This is a genomic window from Escherichia sp. E4702 (assembly GCF_963883545.1).
Classification (GTDB): Bacteria; Pseudomonadota; Gammaproteobacteria; order Enterobacterales; family Enterobacteriaceae; genus Escherichia.
In genome coordinates, this window is sequence record NZ_CAWORF010000020.1 from 1 (window position 1) to 15,920 (window position 15,920).

The 15,920-nt window shown below is 50.8% G+C and carries 14 protein-coding genes; 6 read left to right on the forward strand and 8 right to left on the reverse strand.

Annotated elements, in window-relative coordinates; genetic code table 11:
- Positions 1–259: 259 nt before the first annotated feature.
- The 3 genes from AACU94_RS12785 to AACU94_RS12795 form a co-directional block, all read right to left on the reverse strand.
- A complete protein-coding gene (locus AACU94_RS12785; protein WP_135489545.1) occupies positions 260–2,521 on the reverse strand; it encodes a hydratase in 2,262 nt (753 codons plus the stop codon).
- Between the two features lie 57 nt (positions 2,522–2,578).
- Positions 2,579–4,012, reverse strand: a complete 1,434-nt coding sequence (locus AACU94_RS12790) for an anion permease (RefSeq protein ID WP_001036488.1) — start codon at positions 4,010–4,012, stop codon at positions 2,579–2,581.
- A 75-nt stretch (positions 4,013–4,087) separates the two neighbouring features.
- Complete coding sequence (locus AACU94_RS12795) at positions 4,088–5,140, reverse strand: 4-oxalomesaconate tautomerase (protein ID WP_135489546.1); 1,053 nt, start codon at positions 5,138–5,140, stop codon at positions 4,088–4,090.
- A gap of 183 nt (positions 5,141–5,323) precedes the next feature.
- Between AACU94_RS12795 and AACU94_RS12800 the strand changes: the two genes are divergently transcribed.
- On the forward strand, positions 5,324–6,277 hold the full coding sequence (locus AACU94_RS12800) for a LysR family transcriptional regulator (protein ID WP_135489547.1): 954 nt from the start codon (positions 5,324–5,326) through the stop codon (positions 6,275–6,277).
- A 41-nt stretch (positions 6,278–6,318) separates the two neighbouring features.
- Here AACU94_RS12800 and pgl read toward each other — a convergent pair whose 3' ends face one another.
- A complete protein-coding gene (gene pgl, locus AACU94_RS12805) occupies positions 6,319–7,314 on the reverse strand; it encodes a 6-phosphogluconolactonase (RefSeq protein ID WP_135489548.1) in 996 nt (331 codons plus the stop codon).
- Positions 7,315–7,468: 154 nt separating this feature from the next.
- Here pgl and ybhA point away from each other — a divergent pair, with 154 nt between their 5' ends.
- Positions 7,469–8,287 (forward strand): bifunctional pyridoxal phosphate/fructose-1,6-bisphosphate phosphatase, encoded by an 819-nt coding sequence (ybhA, locus tag AACU94_RS12810; RefSeq protein WP_130214925.1) that lies wholly within the window; start codon positions 7,469–7,471, stop codon positions 8,285–8,287.
- On the opposite strand, the gene modC is transcribed toward ybhA, so the two are convergent.
- The 4 genes from modC to acrZ all read right to left on the reverse strand — a co-directional run bounded on the left by modC (position 8,288) and on the right by acrZ (position 11,126).
- Positions 8,288–9,346, reverse strand: coding sequence for a molybdenum ABC transporter ATP-binding protein ModC (gene modC / locus AACU94_RS12815; protein ID WP_135489549.1), 1,059 nt, complete (start codon positions 9,344–9,346; stop codon positions 8,288–8,290). It lies immediately after the preceding gene.
- A 2-nt stretch (positions 9,347–9,348) separates the two neighbouring features.
- Complete coding sequence (gene modB, locus AACU94_RS12820; protein WP_000604034.1) at positions 9,349–10,038, reverse strand: molybdate ABC transporter permease subunit; 690 nt, start codon at positions 10,036–10,038, stop codon at positions 9,349–9,351.
- The gene (gene modA, locus AACU94_RS12825) at positions 10,038–10,811 is read right to left on the reverse strand and encodes a molybdate ABC transporter substrate-binding protein (protein ID WP_130258664.1); all 774 of its coding nucleotides are present in this window, start codon (positions 10,809–10,811) and stop codon (positions 10,038–10,040) included. The genes modB and modA overlap by 1 nt, the downstream gene beginning before the upstream one ends.
- A 165-nt stretch (positions 10,812–10,976) precedes the next feature.
- Positions 10,977–11,126, reverse strand: coding sequence for a multidrug efflux pump accessory protein AcrZ (acrZ, locus tag AACU94_RS12830; protein WP_000891515.1), 150 nt, complete (start codon positions 11,124–11,126; stop codon positions 10,977–10,979).
- 128 nt (positions 11,127–11,254) lie between these two features.
- On the opposite strand from acrZ, the gene modE reads away from it, so the two are divergent.
- From modE to galT, 4 genes are all read left to right on the forward strand, one after another.
- Complete coding sequence (gene modE / locus AACU94_RS12835) at positions 11,255–12,043, forward strand: molybdenum-dependent transcriptional regulator (protein WP_130214929.1); 789 nt, start codon at positions 11,255–11,257, stop codon at positions 12,041–12,043.
- Between the two features lie 67 nt (positions 12,044–12,110).
- On the forward strand, positions 12,111–13,583 hold the full coding sequence (gene modF / locus AACU94_RS12840; RefSeq protein WP_135489550.1) for a molybdate ABC transporter ATP-binding protein ModF: 1,473 nt from the start codon (positions 12,111–12,113) through the stop codon (positions 13,581–13,583).
- A 262-nt stretch (positions 13,584–13,845) separates the two neighbouring features.
- On the forward strand, positions 13,846–14,862 hold the full coding sequence (gene galE, locus AACU94_RS12845) for a UDP-glucose 4-epimerase GalE (RefSeq protein WP_001265443.1): 1,017 nt from the start codon (positions 13,846–13,848) through the stop codon (positions 14,860–14,862).
- Positions 14,863–14,871: 9 nt separating this feature from the next.
- Positions 14,872–15,918 (forward strand): galactose-1-phosphate uridylyltransferase, encoded by a 1,047-nt coding sequence (galT, locus tag AACU94_RS12850; RefSeq protein ID WP_130258667.1) that lies wholly within the window; start codon positions 14,872–14,874, stop codon positions 15,916–15,918.
- The last annotated feature ends 2 nt before the right edge of the window (positions 15,919–15,920 follow it).

Sequence of the window (15,920 nt, forward strand, 5' to 3'; positions counted from 1 at the left end):
TGTAGGTCGGATAAGATAGCGCAAGCATCGCATCGACAATAAGTGCCGAATACGGCGTAAACACCTTATCCGGCCTACGGTTCGATGCGATTTGTAGGTCGGATAAGATGCGCCAGCATCGCATCCGACAATAAGTGCCGAATGCTGCGTAAACGCCTTATCCGCCTACGGCTCGATGCGATTTGTAGGTCGGATAAGATGCGCAAGCATCGCATCCGACAATAAGTGCCGGATGCGACCTACATTCACATGGCGCTTTTTATATCTGACGGTTTTTATTGAAGTTAATCAAACTACCCGCTTTGATAATCTCGCGCTCTTCAGCAGTCAGACTTTCCATATAGAGCGTAATCTCCCTTACCGGCGCATCTTTATGGATCACATAACCTTTAAATGTCGTACCTGGATTATCCAGCGCCGCTTTAATGCCAGGGATGTAAATGTAATCACCTACGTCAAAGTTCGGTGCCTCCGCCATTTGCAGCGGTAACATCCCCCAGTTGATGACGTTAGAACGGTAGCGTTTAGTCGCGTACTCCTCGGCAATATTCGCCAGACCGCCAATCACTCGCTGGCAGCTCGCAGCCTGCTCACGCGCAGAACCATCGCCTGGTTTGACCGCATAGACCATGCTGCCAATTTCAGTTTGCAGCGGATCAATATTTTCCTGACCAGCAATCTGCTTAATGCGCGCAAAAACGTCTGCCAGTTCGCTGACATTCCCCGCCAGACGCTGATTTTCCAGCTCGGCAGTGGCTTTACTTCTGCCAACATAACCCGGATCACGGCGTGACAGGGTAAATTCCGCCAGACCAATCGGATTTGAACGATACGAAGAGGTTTCACCGGAAGGAATCAATTCGTCAGTGGTGGTCACTTCGTCGAGGATCTTCGAGCACACTTTGAGGACGATATTGTCAGTCAGCGCGCCCAATTCCGGCCAGTCTTTGATGTTCGGTCCGTAGATCAGCGGTTGCTGAGTCGCCCCTTTAACAAAGCCCTGATAAACACGGTTTTTATACGGCGTTACATCGAAGGCGTACTCCGGCACGTTGTCCCAGCAATCGAGTTCGCTGGCAGAGGTTAAATAGCCACCGTTTGCCGCAGTCGCAGCGATAGAACGAGCGTCCATCAACGCCACCGCTGACATCTGCCCATTGGCTGGCTTAGAGCCTTCGCGGTTCGGGAAGTTACGTGTGGTGTGGCGAATACTCAAACCGTTGTTGATTGGCGTATCGCCCGCGCCAAAGCATGGGCCGCAGAACGCGGTTCTGATGATTGCGCCTGCACCAATCAAATCGGCTACCACACCTTTTTTGGCGAGATCCATAAACACCGGCTGTGATGACGGGTAAACCGACAGCGAGAAGGTGTCATTACCACAGGATTGACCGCGCAGCGCATTTGCTGCGGCGATAACGTTTTCATAGTTACCGCCAGAACAGCCAGCGATAATCCCCTGCTGCACTTTCAGGCGACCATTTTCCACTTTATCCAGCAGCGAGAGTTTGGCTTTACCGTGCGCCACGCGTTCGGACTCAATTTCAATCTCACGCAGAATGTCGGTCAGGTTCTGGTTCAGTGTGTCGATTTCATACACGTTGCTCGGGTGGAACGGCAGCGCAATCATCGGTTTGATGGCACTTAAATCAACGCTGATGCAGCCATCGTAGTACGCCATCGGTTGAGGGTTAAGCTGGCAGTAATCCTGGCCGCGACCGTGAAGCGCCAGCCAATTATGCACTTCTTCATCGGTTTGCCAGACAGAACTTAAACAGGTCGTTTCGGTAGTCATTACGTCAACGCTGTTACGGAAATCGGTAGAGAGCGCAGCAACACCGGGACCTACGAATTCCATCACTTTGTTTTTGACGTAGCCGTTTTTAAACACGGCGCCGATAATCGCCAGCGCCACATCCTGCGGCCCCACATACGGCGCAGGTTTTCCGGTCAGATGCACCGCAACCACGCCCGGATAGTCGATATCCCAGGTGTCATTAAGCAGTTGTTTTACCAGCTCGCCGCCGCCCTCACCGACTGCCATTGTCCCTAATGCACCGTAACGGGTGTGGCTGTCTGACCCGAGGATCATTTTGCCGCCGCCTGCCATCATCTCACGCATATATTGATGGATGACCGCAATGTGCGGAGGCACAAAAATACCGCCATAACGCTGAGCCGCCGATAAACCAAAAATATGGTCATCACCGTTAATGGTGCCGCCCACAGCACAGAGTGAGTTATGGCAGTTGGTCAGCACATACGGCAGCGGGAAACGTTCCATACCGGACGCTTTAGCGGTCTGTACAATACCAACAAAGGTAATATCGTGAGAGGCTAATGAATCAAACTTAATTTTAAGTTTATCCATATTTCCGGACGTATTATGAGAAGAGAGAATAGACCAGGCAATAGTGCCTTTTTTTGCTTCTTCTTTTTTTATTTCGCCGGTGAAATGTTCTTCGGCGATTATTTCGTTATTACTGGCGAGAAACACGCCTTTTTCAGATAACTTGGTCATCAAATGCTCCAGATATCTGCGCACTGGAAAGTGCGCAGAAAGATAATGAAGGGATATTTACAGCATGTTCCAGCCGATCAGCATATTCCACCACCATACGCCGAGGGTGATATGCACCAGGAAGGTTAATATCGTCAGTACCGCACCGACCAACCACCAGGATTTAATATCGTTGTAACCCACACCAAAGATGACCGGACCAGCCGCGCCACCATAGTGAGTAACCATGCCGCCGTAGGAGTTGGAGAACAACAGTGCCAGCGCGGTTAACATTAACGGTGCACCGGAGACGTTCGCCAGCATGGCAAATACCGGTAACATGGCAACGATATAGGCACTACCGGAAGCGAAGAAATAACGTACGATGATGCTAAGGAAAATAATAACGAAGAAAGCAACGTTACCGTGACCATCAAATGCCAGGTTATTTTTAAAGACTTCAGCTAACCATTCGAAGAATTTAACTTTCGATAATAAGGAGCTTAAGCCGATAATACCGCCGTACCAGATTAAGGTATTCCAGCCGCCTTTATTTTTAACCACGTCTTCCCAAGTAACGATTCCTAGCAGCAGCATGGTCGCCATAACAACGATTGCCACAGTGGATTCATCAACCCCGAGCGTTTTACTGAAAATCCAGCCCAGCAACGCCAGCACAAAGACACCGAGCAGCATTTTTTCACGGATTTTCATCGGTCCCAGTTCAGCAAGGCCCGCTTTAGCGATGGTTTTGTTATCCACCTTTTTAATTTCTGGCGGATACATGGTGTAAATCACCAGCGGAGTGACCAGCAGCATAATGATACCCGGCAAACCGGCGGCCAACGCCCATCCCCCCCAGCTAATTTGCAGGTGCAGAATGTCGTTGATCATTTTCAGCGCCAGAATGTTCCCTGCCATTGCGGTAAAGAACATATAGCTGGTGGTTTTGGTGACCATGTAAATGGACATCATCAAGTAATGTCCGACACGACGCGGGCTTTTTTCAGGTTCTGACCCCAAAGCCACCGCCACGCTGTTGATGATCGGTAATACAATGCCGCCCGCACGCGCGGTGTTAGACGGTGTTGCCGGAGCCAGTACCAGATCGAGGAATACCGTAACGTAACCCAGACCCAGGGTAGTGCTACCAATTTTACCAATCAGCAAATAGGCAATACGTTTACCTAAGCCGGTGGTCACAAATGCGGCGCTTAAGGTAAACGCCGAGAACACCAGCCAGGTGGTACCTGAAGAGTAACCGCTTAATACGGCGGTGGTTTTAAACGCACCGTCGGATAAGTTACCAACCACCACCATCGAGGCAGCAACGGCAATTAACAGTACGACAGGTTCCGGGAAAGGCTTGATAACCAGCCCCACAATCGCCGCCAGGTAAATACCAAAAAGTACCCATGCCAGTTCGCTTAATCCTGCCGGGGCTGGCATAAAGCCAATAATACATGGGATCGCTAATATCAGAATTAGCTTCCATAACGATTTCTTATTCATTTAAAATCCTGTTCTTTCTGTATGACTCATACAGAAGTCCTTTATTGATTGTCCTTATCACGACAACGAAATTTTTCAGGGAAGATAAACTTCACCGGAAAATATTTTTCTGGTCGTCCGAATAACAGATGCACGTAACGTTGTGGCATCCTGACCTTCATTACTTAAATGAACGTCAAGCGCACCACTGGGGTGTTCAATATTGATATTGCCGTACCCCACAGAAGGGACGATTTGTCGGGTGACGGTGCCTTCCAATGCACAGCTACTGGAAATGGCAATAGCGCCAGTTATCGCCAGCGCGCGATGGCAAGAATGCGGCATAAAATAACGCACATTAATTGCCCCGCCTTTCTGCGCTGGAGAAATAAGCACAGGTTTAGGGATAACCATATTACTGACATCGCCTAAGCCCATTGCTTGACCCGCTTGCAGACGGATAGATTCAATGCGGGCTAATAATGCTTTGTCGGCATCCAGTTCCGCCGGTAATTCATAGCCTGTTTTGCCCAGATATTCAGCCGGAATAATGACGACTGGCATCGCCATATCAATACAGGTCACTGGAACATCGTCAAAATAATCAATCTGATTATCAGTCGGGAAGACTTTTCCGGTTTTTGTTCCTGCGGCATTCAGGAAAGTGAGAGCGACCGGTGCGGCTGTCCCTGGCACACCATCAATTCTGGCGCTACCCTCGTACTCGACAACACCATTTGGCGTTTGCACATCAGCTTCGATGAACGTACCGGTATTGACGTTGCGGATACGCACACGGGTGACCGGTGATGTCGCGGCAATCAAACCATTTTCAATGGCGAATGCCCCAACCCCAGACAGCATATTGCCGCAGTTGGGTGTCGTATCGACACGCTGCTCATGGACGATAACCTGAGCAAACAGATAATTGACATCAGCACGCGGATCGTCGGAACGGCTAATAATGGCGACTTTACTGGTCAGCGGATTACCGCCGCCGATACCATCTATTTCCAGATCGTTACCGGAACCCATAATTGCCATCAATATTTTATCGCGCTGCGTTTGATCTTCGGGTAAATGTTCCGCTAACAGGAACGCGCCCCTCGAGGTTCCACCTCGCATCATCACGCAGGGTATTTTTTTCATAATAATGCCCTCAATTTAAAAACATAACTTATTGCGATATGGTTACATTAAGGGCAAAGCATCTCTAATGACTTTAGCTCCACGATTAATAACATTTTTTCATTAATTTAAGTGATTAAATTGCAGTTAAACTGTTTAACTGTAAATCACTAAAACGCACCGCTTCCATTTTTCGGAGTAATAATGAAGCATGAATTATCAAGTATGAAGGCATTTGTTACGCTGGCAGAGTCCAGTTCATTTAACAATGCTGCTAAATTACTTAATATTACGCAACCTGCATTAACGCGCAGAATAAAAAAGATGGAAGAAGATTTACACATTCAACTTTTTGAGCGTACAACTCGCAAGGTTACGTTAACAAAAGCAGGAAAAAGGTTACTCCCGGAAGCTCGGGAATTAATAAAGAAATTCGATGAAACGCTTTTTAGTATTCGTGATATGAATGCTTATCATCGTGGTATGGTGACGTTAGCGTGTATTCCGACCGCGGTATTTTATTTTTTACCACTGGCAATCGGTAAATTTAATGAGCTGTATCCCAATATTAAAGTGCGGATTCTGGAACAAGGCACGAATAATTGCATGGAATCGGTGCTGTGCAATGAATCTGACTTTGGCATAAACATGAACAATGTCACAAATTCATCCATTGACTTTACCCCACTGGTCAATGAGCCGTTCGTGCTGGCCTGTCGGCGTGACCATCCATTGGCCAAAAAGCAGCTGGTGGAATGGCAGGAGTTAGTAGGTTACAAAATGATTGGCGTGCGTTCCTCCAGCGGCAACCGACTGCTGATTGAGCAAAAATTGTCCGATAAGCCCTGGAAACTGGACTGGTTTTATGAAGTGCGTCATCTTTCGACGTCATTAGGATTGGTGGAAGCGGGACTGGGGATTTCGGCGCTTCCTGGCCTGGCAATGCCTCATGCGCCCTATTCTTCGATTATTGGTATCCCATTGGTGGAACCCGTTATACGTCGAACATTGGGAATAATTCGCCGTAAAGATGCCGTACTTTCTCCAGCAGCAGAACGCTTTTTTGCCTTGCTGATTAATTTATGGACTGACGATAAAGACAATTTGTGGACCAATATCGTCGAACGCCAGAGACACGCGTTACAGGAGATGGGCTAATACTCCCGGCGCAGGAGATTCAGCGCCGGGTAAATCAGCGGTTAGTGTGCGTTCACCACAACCCACATTGGCCCCTGCCCTACCGCATAGCGGCCTTTTTCATGCAGCAGCCCCTGCTCGCCGACAATTTCGTATACCGAGATATGGTGCGATTTTTGCCCGGCAGCAATCAGATATTTGCCACTGTGCTCAACATTAAAGCCGCGCGGCTGAGTTTCCGTTGGCTGGAAGCCTTCTTTACTCAACACGCTGCCATCTTCCGAAACGCTGAAAACGGTAATCAGACTGGCGGTACGGTCGCAGGCGTATAAATGACGACCATCCGGGGTGATATGAATATCAGCCGCCCAACGGGTGTCGGAGAAGTTTTCCGGCATCATATCCAGCGTCTGGACACATTCGATATTGCCGTGCGGATCTTTCAGTTCCCAGACATCCACTGAGCTGTTTAACTCATTGACGCAATATGCATATTGTTCGTTTGGATGGAACACCATATGACGCGGACCGGCCCCTTCAACGGTAGTCACTTCTGCGGGGTCCTGCGCCACCAGATGACCGTCATCGCTGACGGTAAACAGGCAAATACGATCCTGCTTTAATGCCGGAACCCACAGAGTGCGGTTATCTGGTGAAATATTGGCGGAATGACAGCCGTCCAGTCCCTCAACCACATCGACAACGCCCACTGGCAGGCCATCTTCCAGACGCGTTACGCTCACGTTACCCGCATTGTAAGAACCTACAAAGACAAACTGCCCCTGGTGATCGGTGGAAATATGCGTCGGGCTACCCGGCAGCGCAGACTCTGCGGCAAAGGTCAGTGCGCCATCGTCCGGGGCGATACGATACGCCAGGACGCGAAACTCAGGGCGAACACCAACATAGAGATAACGTTTATCCGGGCTGACCACCATTGGCTGCACCTGCCCCGGCACATCGACAACCTGTGTCAGCGTCAGCACGCCTTCATGATTCAGGTTCCAGACGTGAATTTGCTGGCTCTCAGGGCTGGCGATATAAACTGTTTGCTTCATGAATGCTCCTTTGCATTTAGCAACTGACTTTAACAGCTAAAATTAGTCGCTTTTGGCGGTGAATGCTGAATTAAAACGCAGAATTTTGTCCAATAGTGGTATCGGTGTACCATTCTCGTAGACGAAAATTCTTAACCTTAATCTGGAAAACGCCATGACCACACGCGTGATTGCTCTCGACTTAGACGGCACCTTATTGACCCCGAAAAAGACTCTACTTCCCTCATCGATTGAAGCGCTTGCCCGCGCTCGCGAAGCAGGTTACCAATTGATTATCGTCACGGGTCGCCATCACGTCGCTATTCATCCTTTTTATCAGGCGCTGGCGCTGGATACACCTGCTATTTGCTGTAATGGCACCTATTTGTATGATTATCATGCAAAAACTGTGCTTGAAGCCGATCCAATGCCCGTTAACAAAGCCCTGCAACTCATTGAGATGCTGAATGAACACCACATTCACGGTCTGATGTATGTGGATGACGCAATGGTCTATGAGCATCCGACCGGACATGTCATTCGCACGTCTAACTGGGCGCAGACTTTGCCGCCGGAACAGCGCCCGACTTTCACACAAGTCGCTTCTCTGGCTGAAAAGGCGCAACAAGTTAACGCCGTGTGGAAGTTCGCTCTGACGCACGATGACCTGCCGCAGTTACAGCATTTTGGTAAGCATGTTGAACATGAGTTGGGTCTGGAGTGTGAATGGTCCTGGCACGATCAGGTTGATATTGCGCGCGGCGGCAACAGTAAAGGCAAACGCCTGACGAAATGGGTTGAGGCGCAAGGCTGGTCGATGGAAAACGTAGTCGCATTCGGCGATAACTTCAATGATATCAGTATGCTGGAGGCTGCCGGAACGGGTGTAGCGATGGGCAATGCCGATGATGCGGTAAAAGCACGCGCCAATATCGTGATTGGTGACAATACTACCGACAGCATCGCCCAGTTTATTTATAGCCACCTGATTTAATCAGGCGGTTATCGACACACTTTTAATTTGCGCGTATAGCCACAGGCCAGGTTTGATCGCCAGTTCATCCCTGGCCCACGGGCTTATTCGCGCCCACAGCGTTTTACCGCCGACTTCCAGTTCCACTTCCACCTGGCCGTTATCATCATAGCTATTGACGACTTTTGCGCGCAGCACATTGCGGATGCTGGTTTGTTGCGGCGGTTGTAAAACCAGAGAAACATCGGAAGCCTGGATGCGGATGCGTAGCGCGGCTTGCAGCGGTTCATCCAGCTTATTAACCCATAAATGCTGATCGCCCAACGCCAGCGCGGTCATTGCGTAACGCGGATGATGTTCCAGTACCGTTACTTTCAGAATGCTGCTTTGTTGCTCTTTCGGCAGCCACGGATTCATCACGCTACTGCCCCACACTTCTTCCAGCGCCCCGAAAGCTTTCACCTGGCCGTTTTCCAGTACCATCACTTTGTCCGCCAGATGGAGGATTTCATCCAGCGAATGACTGACATACAGCATCGGAATGTTGATTTCCCGCGTCAGCCGTTGCAGATAAGGCAATAGCTCGCGTTTGCGCGGAAGATCCAGCGACGCCAGTGGTTCATCCAGCAATAATAATTCCGGAGCCGTCAGCAATGCCCGACCAATTGCCACACGCTGTTTTTCGCCTCCGGACAGGCTGCCCGGTAAACAGTCAAGCAACGGTTCAATGCCTAAAAGCGCCACCAGCTTATCAAACTGATCGACCATACTTTTCGACATGCCGTAGCGCAGATTGCCACGCACTTTGTAATGCGGGAACAGCCGTGCATCCTGAAACACATAGCCAACGCGACGCTTTTCCGGCGTCAGGCAGATACCTTTTTCGGCATCATTTAGTACCCGACCATTGAGGACAATCCGCCCTTTTTGCGGGCGCGTCAGTCCACTAATGGCGTTAATCAGCGAAGTTTTTCCGGCACCGGAGACGCCAAAGATAGCAGTGATGCCATTGGCGGGCAGCGTTTCATTAATGGTCAGGCAATGGTTGCCCAAGGTCTGGGAAAAATTCAGTTCCAGCATGATTAGCGCCCCGCCCGTTCACGGCTGATTCTGGCCAGCCATTCTGAAATCAACAGGGAGATCATCGCTAGCGCAATAGAAATAATGCACAGTCTCGCTGCGCCGCTTTCACCGCCTGGGGTCTGGATCAGGGTATACATGGCAGAAGGAATGGTTCGCGTTTCACCTGGAATGTTAGAAACAAAGGTGATGGTTGCGCCAAATTCACCGAGCGAACGGGCGAAAGCCAGTACTGTACCGACGATAATTCCCGGCAACGTCAGCGGTAACGTGATAGTAAAGAAAACGCGCCAGCGCCCGGCCCCCAGCGTTCTTGCGGCCTGTTCCAGTTTGACATCAACCCCTTCCAGCGCCAGACGAATCGCCCGCACCATCAACGGAAAAGACATGACGGCGGCAGCGAGAACCGCGCCGCGCCAGCTAAACGCGAAGGTAATGCCAAACCAGTCATACAGGCGTTCGCCGATAAATCCGCGCCGTCCCATAGAAACTAACAGCAAGTAACCGACAACCACGGGCGGTAACACCAGCGGTAGATGCAGTACGCTGTCGAGCAGAGCTTTGCCCGGAAACGTGCAACGCACCAGTAACCAGGCAAAAAAGATCCCAAACGGCAGGCTAAACAGCACAGCCAGGGAAGAAACTTTCAGGCTTAGTAAAACCGCCTGCCATTCTGGATCGGTCAGTATCATTACTTAGTTGTAAATCCGTAACGTTTAAAGATTTCCGCAGCCTGCGGTCCCTTCAGATAATCGTAAAATGCTTTCACTGTCGCGTTGTTATGCCCTTCCACGACGGCAACTGGATATTCCACTTTTTTATGCGAATCTTCCGGGAAGGTGGCGACCACTTTTACCCCTTTGCTGGCAACTGCGTCAGAACCGTAGACAATACCCAGCGGCGCTTCATTACGTTCGACCAGCGCCAGCGCCCCACGAACATCTTCTGCCGGAGCCAGTTTCGGGGAGAGCGTATCCCATGCGCCCAGTTTTTGCAGAGCTTCTTTCGCATAAATGCCAGCCGGAACATGTTCCGGATCGCCAACCGCCAGGCGGCCGCCATTCAGCAGAGAGGTCCAGTTAGTTTTGCTGTCGATGGTGAAATCTTTCTGCTCGCTGGCTTTCGGTGCTACAACGACCAGGCTATTGCCGAGCAAGGTTTGACGCGTGGCGGTATCAATTCCTTTTTTATCAATTGCATAATCCATCCATTTCTGATCGGCAGAAATAAACAGATCCGCAGGCGCACCTGCTTCAATCTGACGAGCCAGAGTAGAAGAGGAGGCGAAAGAAGAAACGACGTCTACGCCTTTCTCTTTTTTATACTGCGTAGCGATATCCTGCATCGCGTTGGTCAGTGATGCTGCGGCAAAAACCGTGATTTTCCCTTCATCCGCCAACGCATTGCCAGCAACAGTGAAAGAGAGCGCCGCCCCGGCAAACAGGTTTAACCATTTACGAGCCATTTGTAACCCCTTTATTTAACGTTATGTAGGCGTCAATATAACGGCAAGTTCAGAATTTTCCCAGCAGTTATTGTTAACCTTTGAGAGGTAGATAGAAAAAATATCGGCAGGAAAAGCAGGAAGTTGAGAAAAAGAAAATGCCCGACTCAGCGGGCATTCATGGAATCAATGATTTTGTCCGGGCTGGTCTTTTTTACCAACACCAGAAAAGATGTTGAATACTTCACCAAGACCGTAAATCAGACCCAGGATGATGGCCATCACGACAGGTACCATGATTACGGCGAATACCAGACTTTTTAATAACTCTAACATGGTCAACTCCAGATGTAGTCCTGTGACTATTCTAACCGTTAAGCACAGAAAAGCACTCCCCTTTTGTGCGGTCAGCTTTGCGTGGCGCTCATTTTCCGTCACAATAAGACTTTTGCCAGGACATTGTTATGCAGGCCGAAATCCTTCTCACTCTTAAGCTGCAACAAAAGCTCTTTGCCGACCCACGCCGCATTTCGCTACTAAAACACATCGCGCTTTCCGGTTCCATCAGCCAGGGGGCGAAAGATGCTGGTATCAGCTATAAAAGCGCCTGGGATGCCATTAACGAAATGAATCAGTTAAGTGAGCATACGCTGGTTGAACGAGCTACGGGCGGAAAAGGCGGTGGCGGTGCTGTGCTGACCCGCTATGGTCAGCGACTGATTCAGCTCTATGACTTACTGGCGCAAATCCAGCAAAAAGCCTTTGATGTATTAAGTGACGATGACGCCCTGCCGCTGAACAGCCTGCTGGCCGCGATCTCACGTTTTTCACTGCAAACCAGCGCCCGTAACCAATGGTTCGGCACCATCACCGCCCGCGATCATGATGACGTTCAACAGCATGTTGATGTCTTACTGGCCGATGGTAAAACACGGCTGAAAGTCGCGATTACCGCGCAAAGTGGCGCGCGTCTGGGGCTGGATGAAGGCAAAGAAGTGTTGATTCTGCTGAAAGCGCCGTGGGTGAACATTACCCAGGATGACACCGTAGCCCAGAGTGCCGACAACCAATTGCCGGGCATTATTCGCCATATAGAGCGCGGCGCAGAACAGTGCGAAGTATTAATGGCGCTACCCGACGGGCAAACCCTGTGCGCCACGGTGCCGGTAAATGAAGCGGCTTCTCTTGAGCAAGGACAGAATGTCACGGCCTACTTTAATGCCGACAGCGTGATTATCGCCACACTGTGCTAAGCGTGTTGACAATTTGTTATGAAACACGTATCCCTGTCAGTAATCGCTGCAAAAAATGGGATATAAAATGTCATCGTTGCAAATTTTGCAAGGCACGTTTCGTCTTAGCGACACAAAAACGCTGCAATTGCCTCAGCTAACGTTAAACGCGGGCGGTAGTTGGGCGTTTGTCGGTTCGAATGGAAGCGGGAAGTCGGCGCTGGCCCGCGCGCTGGCCGGGGAACTTCCGCTTTTGAAAGGTGAACGGCAAAGCCAGTTTTCCCACATCACTCGTCTCTCCTTCGAGCAATTGCAAAAGCTCGTCAGCGACGAATGGCAGCGGAATAACACCGATATGCTCGGCCCTGGCGAAGATGACACCGGGCGCACCACAGCTGAGATCATTCAGGATGAAGTTAAGGACGCACCGCGTTGCGCGCAACTGGCGCAGCAGTTCGGCATTACCGCCCTGCTCGACCGACGTTTTAAATATCTTTCCACTGGCGAGACGCGAAAAACCCTACTGTGTCAGGCGCTGATGTCGGAGCCTGACTTACTGATTCTTGATGAGCCGTTCGATGGCCTGGATGTTGCCTCACGTCAGCAGCTGGCTGAGCGACTCGCCTCGTTACATCAGTCCGGTATTACTCTGGTACTGGTGCTCAATCGCTTCGATGAGATCCCGGAATTTGTCCAGTTTGCTGGCGTGCTGGCGGATTGCACGTTAGCGGAAACTGGCGCTAAAGAGGAACTGCTCCAGCAAGCACTCGTCGCGCAACTGGCGCATAGCGAACAGCTTGAAGGTGTGCAACTGCCGGAGCCGGATGAACCTTCAGCACGTCACGCCTTACCCGCCAACGAACCGCGCATTGTGCTGAACAACGGCGTGGTTTCTTATAACGATCGCCCCATTCTTAATAACCTTAGCTGGCAGGTGAATCCTGGCGAACACTGGCAAATTATCGGGCCAAATGGCGCGGGAAAATCGACATTATTAAGCCTGATTACTGGCGATCATCCGCAAGGTTACAGCAACGATTTGACGCTTTTCGGCCGACGTCGCGGCAGCGGCGAAACCATCTGGGATATTAAAAAGCATATCGGTTACGTCAGCAGTAGTTTGCATCTGGATTACCGGGTCAGCACTACCGTGCGTAATGTGATCCTTTCTGGCTATTTTGATTCGATTGGCATTTATCAGGCCGTTTCGGATCGCCAGCAAAAGCTGGTGCAGCAGTGGCTGGATATTCTCGGCATTGATAAACGCACGGCTGACGCCCCTTTCCATAGTCTTTCCTGGGGACAGCAGCGTCTGGCGCTGATCGTCCGCGCGCTGGTGAAACATCCAACGTTGCTTATTCTCGATGAACCATTGCAGGGGCTTGATCCGCTCAATCGCCAGCTTATCCGCCGTTTTGTTGATGTGCTGATTAGCGAAGGTGAAACGCAATTGTTGTTTGTTTCGCACCACGCTGAAGATGCGCCTGCCTGTATTACCCATCGTCTGGAGTTCGTGCCGGACGGTGACCTTTATCGTTATACACTCACCAAAATTAACTAAGTCTGTAATGCTGGCTGTGCCGGATGCGGCGTAAACGCGTTATCCGGCCCACGGTTCGACGCATCCAGGCATGAAACCGCATCTTTTTTTTCAGATAAAAAGCGCAATCATTCATAAACCCTCTGTTTTATAATCAATTAATCGCGCATAAAAAACGGCTAAATTCCTGTGTAAACGATTCCACTAATTTATTCCATGTCACACTTTTCGCATCTTTGTTATGCTATGGTTATTTCATACCATAAGCCTAATGGAGCGAATTATGAGAGTTCTGGTTACCGGTGGTAGCGGTTACATTGGAAGTCATACCTGTGTGCAATTACTGCAAAACGGTCATGATGTCATCATTCTTGATAACCTCTGTAACAGTAAGCGCAGCGTACTGCCTGTTATCGAGCGTTTAGGCGGCAAACATCCAACGTTTGTTGAAGGCGATATCCGTAACGAAGCGTTGATGACCGAGATCCTGCACGATCACGCTATCGACACCGTGATCCACTTCGCCGGGTTAAAAGCCGTTGGCGAATCGGTACAAAAACCGCTGGAATATTACGACAACAACGTCAACGGCACTCTGCGCCTGATTAGCGCCATGCGCGCCGCTAACGTCAAAAACTTTATTTTTAGCTCCTCCGCCACCGTCTATGGCGATCAGCCCAAAATTCCATACGTTGAAAGCTTCCCGACCGGCACACCGCAAAGCCCTTATGGCAAAAGCAAGCTGATGGTGGAACAGATCCTCACCGACCTGCAAAAAGCCCAGCCGGACTGGAGCATTGCCCTGCTGCGCTACTTCAACCCGGTTGGCGCGCATCCGTCGGGCGATATGGGCGAAGATCCGCAAGGCATTCCGAATAACCTGATGCCGTACATTGCCCAGGTTGCTGTAGGCCGTCGCGACTCGCTGGCTATTTTTGGTAACGATTATCCGACCGAAGACGGTACTGGCGTACGCGATTACATCCACGTAATGGATCTGGCGGACGGTCACGTCGTGGCGATGGAAAAACTGGCGAACAAGCCTGGCGTACACATCTACAACCTCGGCGCAGGCGTAGGCAGCAGCGTGCTGGACGTGGTTAATGCCTTCAGCAAAGCCTGCGGCAAACCGGTTAACTATCATTTTGCACCGCGTCGCGAGGGCGACCTTCCGGCCTACTGGGCGGACGCCAGCAAAGCCGATCGCGAACTGAACTGGCGCGTAACGCGCACACTCGATGAAATGGCGCAGGACACCTGGCACTGGCAGTCACGCCATCCACAGGGATATCCCGATTAAGGAACGACCATGACGCAATTTAATCCCGTTGATCATCCACATCGCCGCTACAACCCGCTCACCGGGCAATGGATTCTGGTTTCACCGCACCGCGCTAAGCGCCCCTGGCAGGGGGCGCAGGAAACGCCAGCCAAACAGGTGTTACCTGCGCACGATCCAGATTGCTTTCTCTGCGCAGGTAATGTGCGGGTGACTGGCGATAAAAACCCCGATTACACCGGGACTTACGTTTTTACCAATGACTTTGCGGCCCTGATGTCTGACACGCCAGATGCGCCAGAAAGCAACGATCCTTTGATGCGTTGCCAGAGCGCGCGCGGTACCAGCCGGGTGATCTGCTTTTCACCGGATCACAGTAAAACGTTGCCAGAACTGAGCGTTGCGGCATTGACGGAAATCGTCAAAACCTGGCAGGAGCAAACCGCAGAACTGGGGGAAACGTACCCATGGGTGCAGGTCTTTGAAAACAAAGGCGCGGCGATGGGCTGCTCTAACCCGCATCCGCACGGACAGATTTGGGCAAATAGCTTCCTGCCTAACGAAGCTGAGCGCGAAGACCGCCTGCAAAAAAAATATTTTGCCGAGCAGAAATCGCCAATGCTGGTGGATTATGTTCAGCGCGAGCTGGCAGACGGTAGCCGTACCGTTGTCGAAACCGAACACTGGTTAGCCGTAGTGCCTTACTGGGCTGCCTGGCCGTTCGAAACGCTACTGCTGCCCAAAGCCCACGTTTTACGGATCACCGATTTGACCGACGCCCAGCGCAGCGATTTGGCGCTGGCGTTGAAAAAGCTGACCAGTCGTTATGACAACCTCTTCCAGTGCTCCTTCCCCTACTCTATGGGCTGGCACGGTGCGCCATTTAATGGCGAAGAGAATCAACACTGGCAGCTGCACGCGCACTTTTATCCGCCTCTGCTGCGCTCCGCCACCGTACGTAAATTTATGGTCGGTTATGAAATGCTGGCAGAAACCCAGCGAGACCTGACCGCAGAACAGGCAGCAGAGCGTTTGCGCGCAGTCAGCGATATCCATTTTCGCGAATCCGGAGTGTAAGA

Bases quoted from the DNA above. Each gene is read 5' to 3' on its own strand.
- modB (WP_000604034.1), bottom strand. From the start codon at position 10,038: ATGATACTGACCGATCCAGAATGGCAGGCGGTTTTACTAAGCCTGAAA.
- galT (WP_130258667.1), top strand. From the start codon at position 14,872: ATGACGCAATTTAATCCCGTTGATCATCCACATCGCCGCTACAACCCG.
- AACU94_RS12800 (WP_135489547.1), top strand. From the start codon at position 5,324: ATGAAGCATGAATTATCAAGTATGAAGGCATTTGTTACGCTGGCAGAG.
- ybhA (WP_130214925.1), top strand. From the start codon at position 7,469: ATGACCACACGCGTGATTGCTCTCGACTTAGACGGCACCTTATTGACC.
- modA (WP_130258664.1), bottom strand. From the start codon at position 10,811: ATGGCTCGTAAATGGTTAAACCTGTTTGCCGGGGCGGCGCTCTCTTTC.
- modF (WP_135489550.1), top strand. From the start codon at position 12,111: ATGTCATCGTTGCAAATTTTGCAAGGCACGTTTCGTCTTAGCGACACA.
- modE (WP_130214929.1), top strand. From the start codon at position 11,255: ATGCAGGCCGAAATCCTTCTCACTCTTAAGCTGCAACAAAAGCTCTTT.
- acrZ (WP_000891515.1), bottom strand. From the start codon at position 11,126: ATGTTAGAGTTATTAAAAAGTCTGGTATTCGCCGTAATCATGGTACCT.
- AACU94_RS12785 (WP_135489545.1), bottom strand. From the start codon at position 2,521: ATGACCAAGTTATCTGAAAAAGGCGTGTTTCTCGCCAGTAATAACGAA.
- AACU94_RS12790 (WP_001036488.1), bottom strand. From the start codon at position 4,012: ATGAATAAGAAATCGTTATGGAAGCTAATTCTGATATTAGCGATCCCA.
- AACU94_RS12795 (WP_135489546.1), bottom strand. From the start codon at position 5,140: ATGAAAAAAATACCCTGCGTGATGATGCGAGGTGGAACCTCGAGGGGC.
- modC (WP_135489549.1), bottom strand. From the start codon at position 9,346: ATGCTGGAACTGAATTTTTCCCAGACCTTGGGCAACCATTGCCTGACC.
- galE (WP_001265443.1), top strand. From the start codon at position 13,846: ATGAGAGTTCTGGTTACCGGTGGTAGCGGTTACATTGGAAGTCATACC.
- pgl (WP_135489548.1), bottom strand. From the start codon at position 7,314: ATGAAGCAAACAGTTTATATCGCCAGCCCTGAGAGCCAGCAAATTCAC.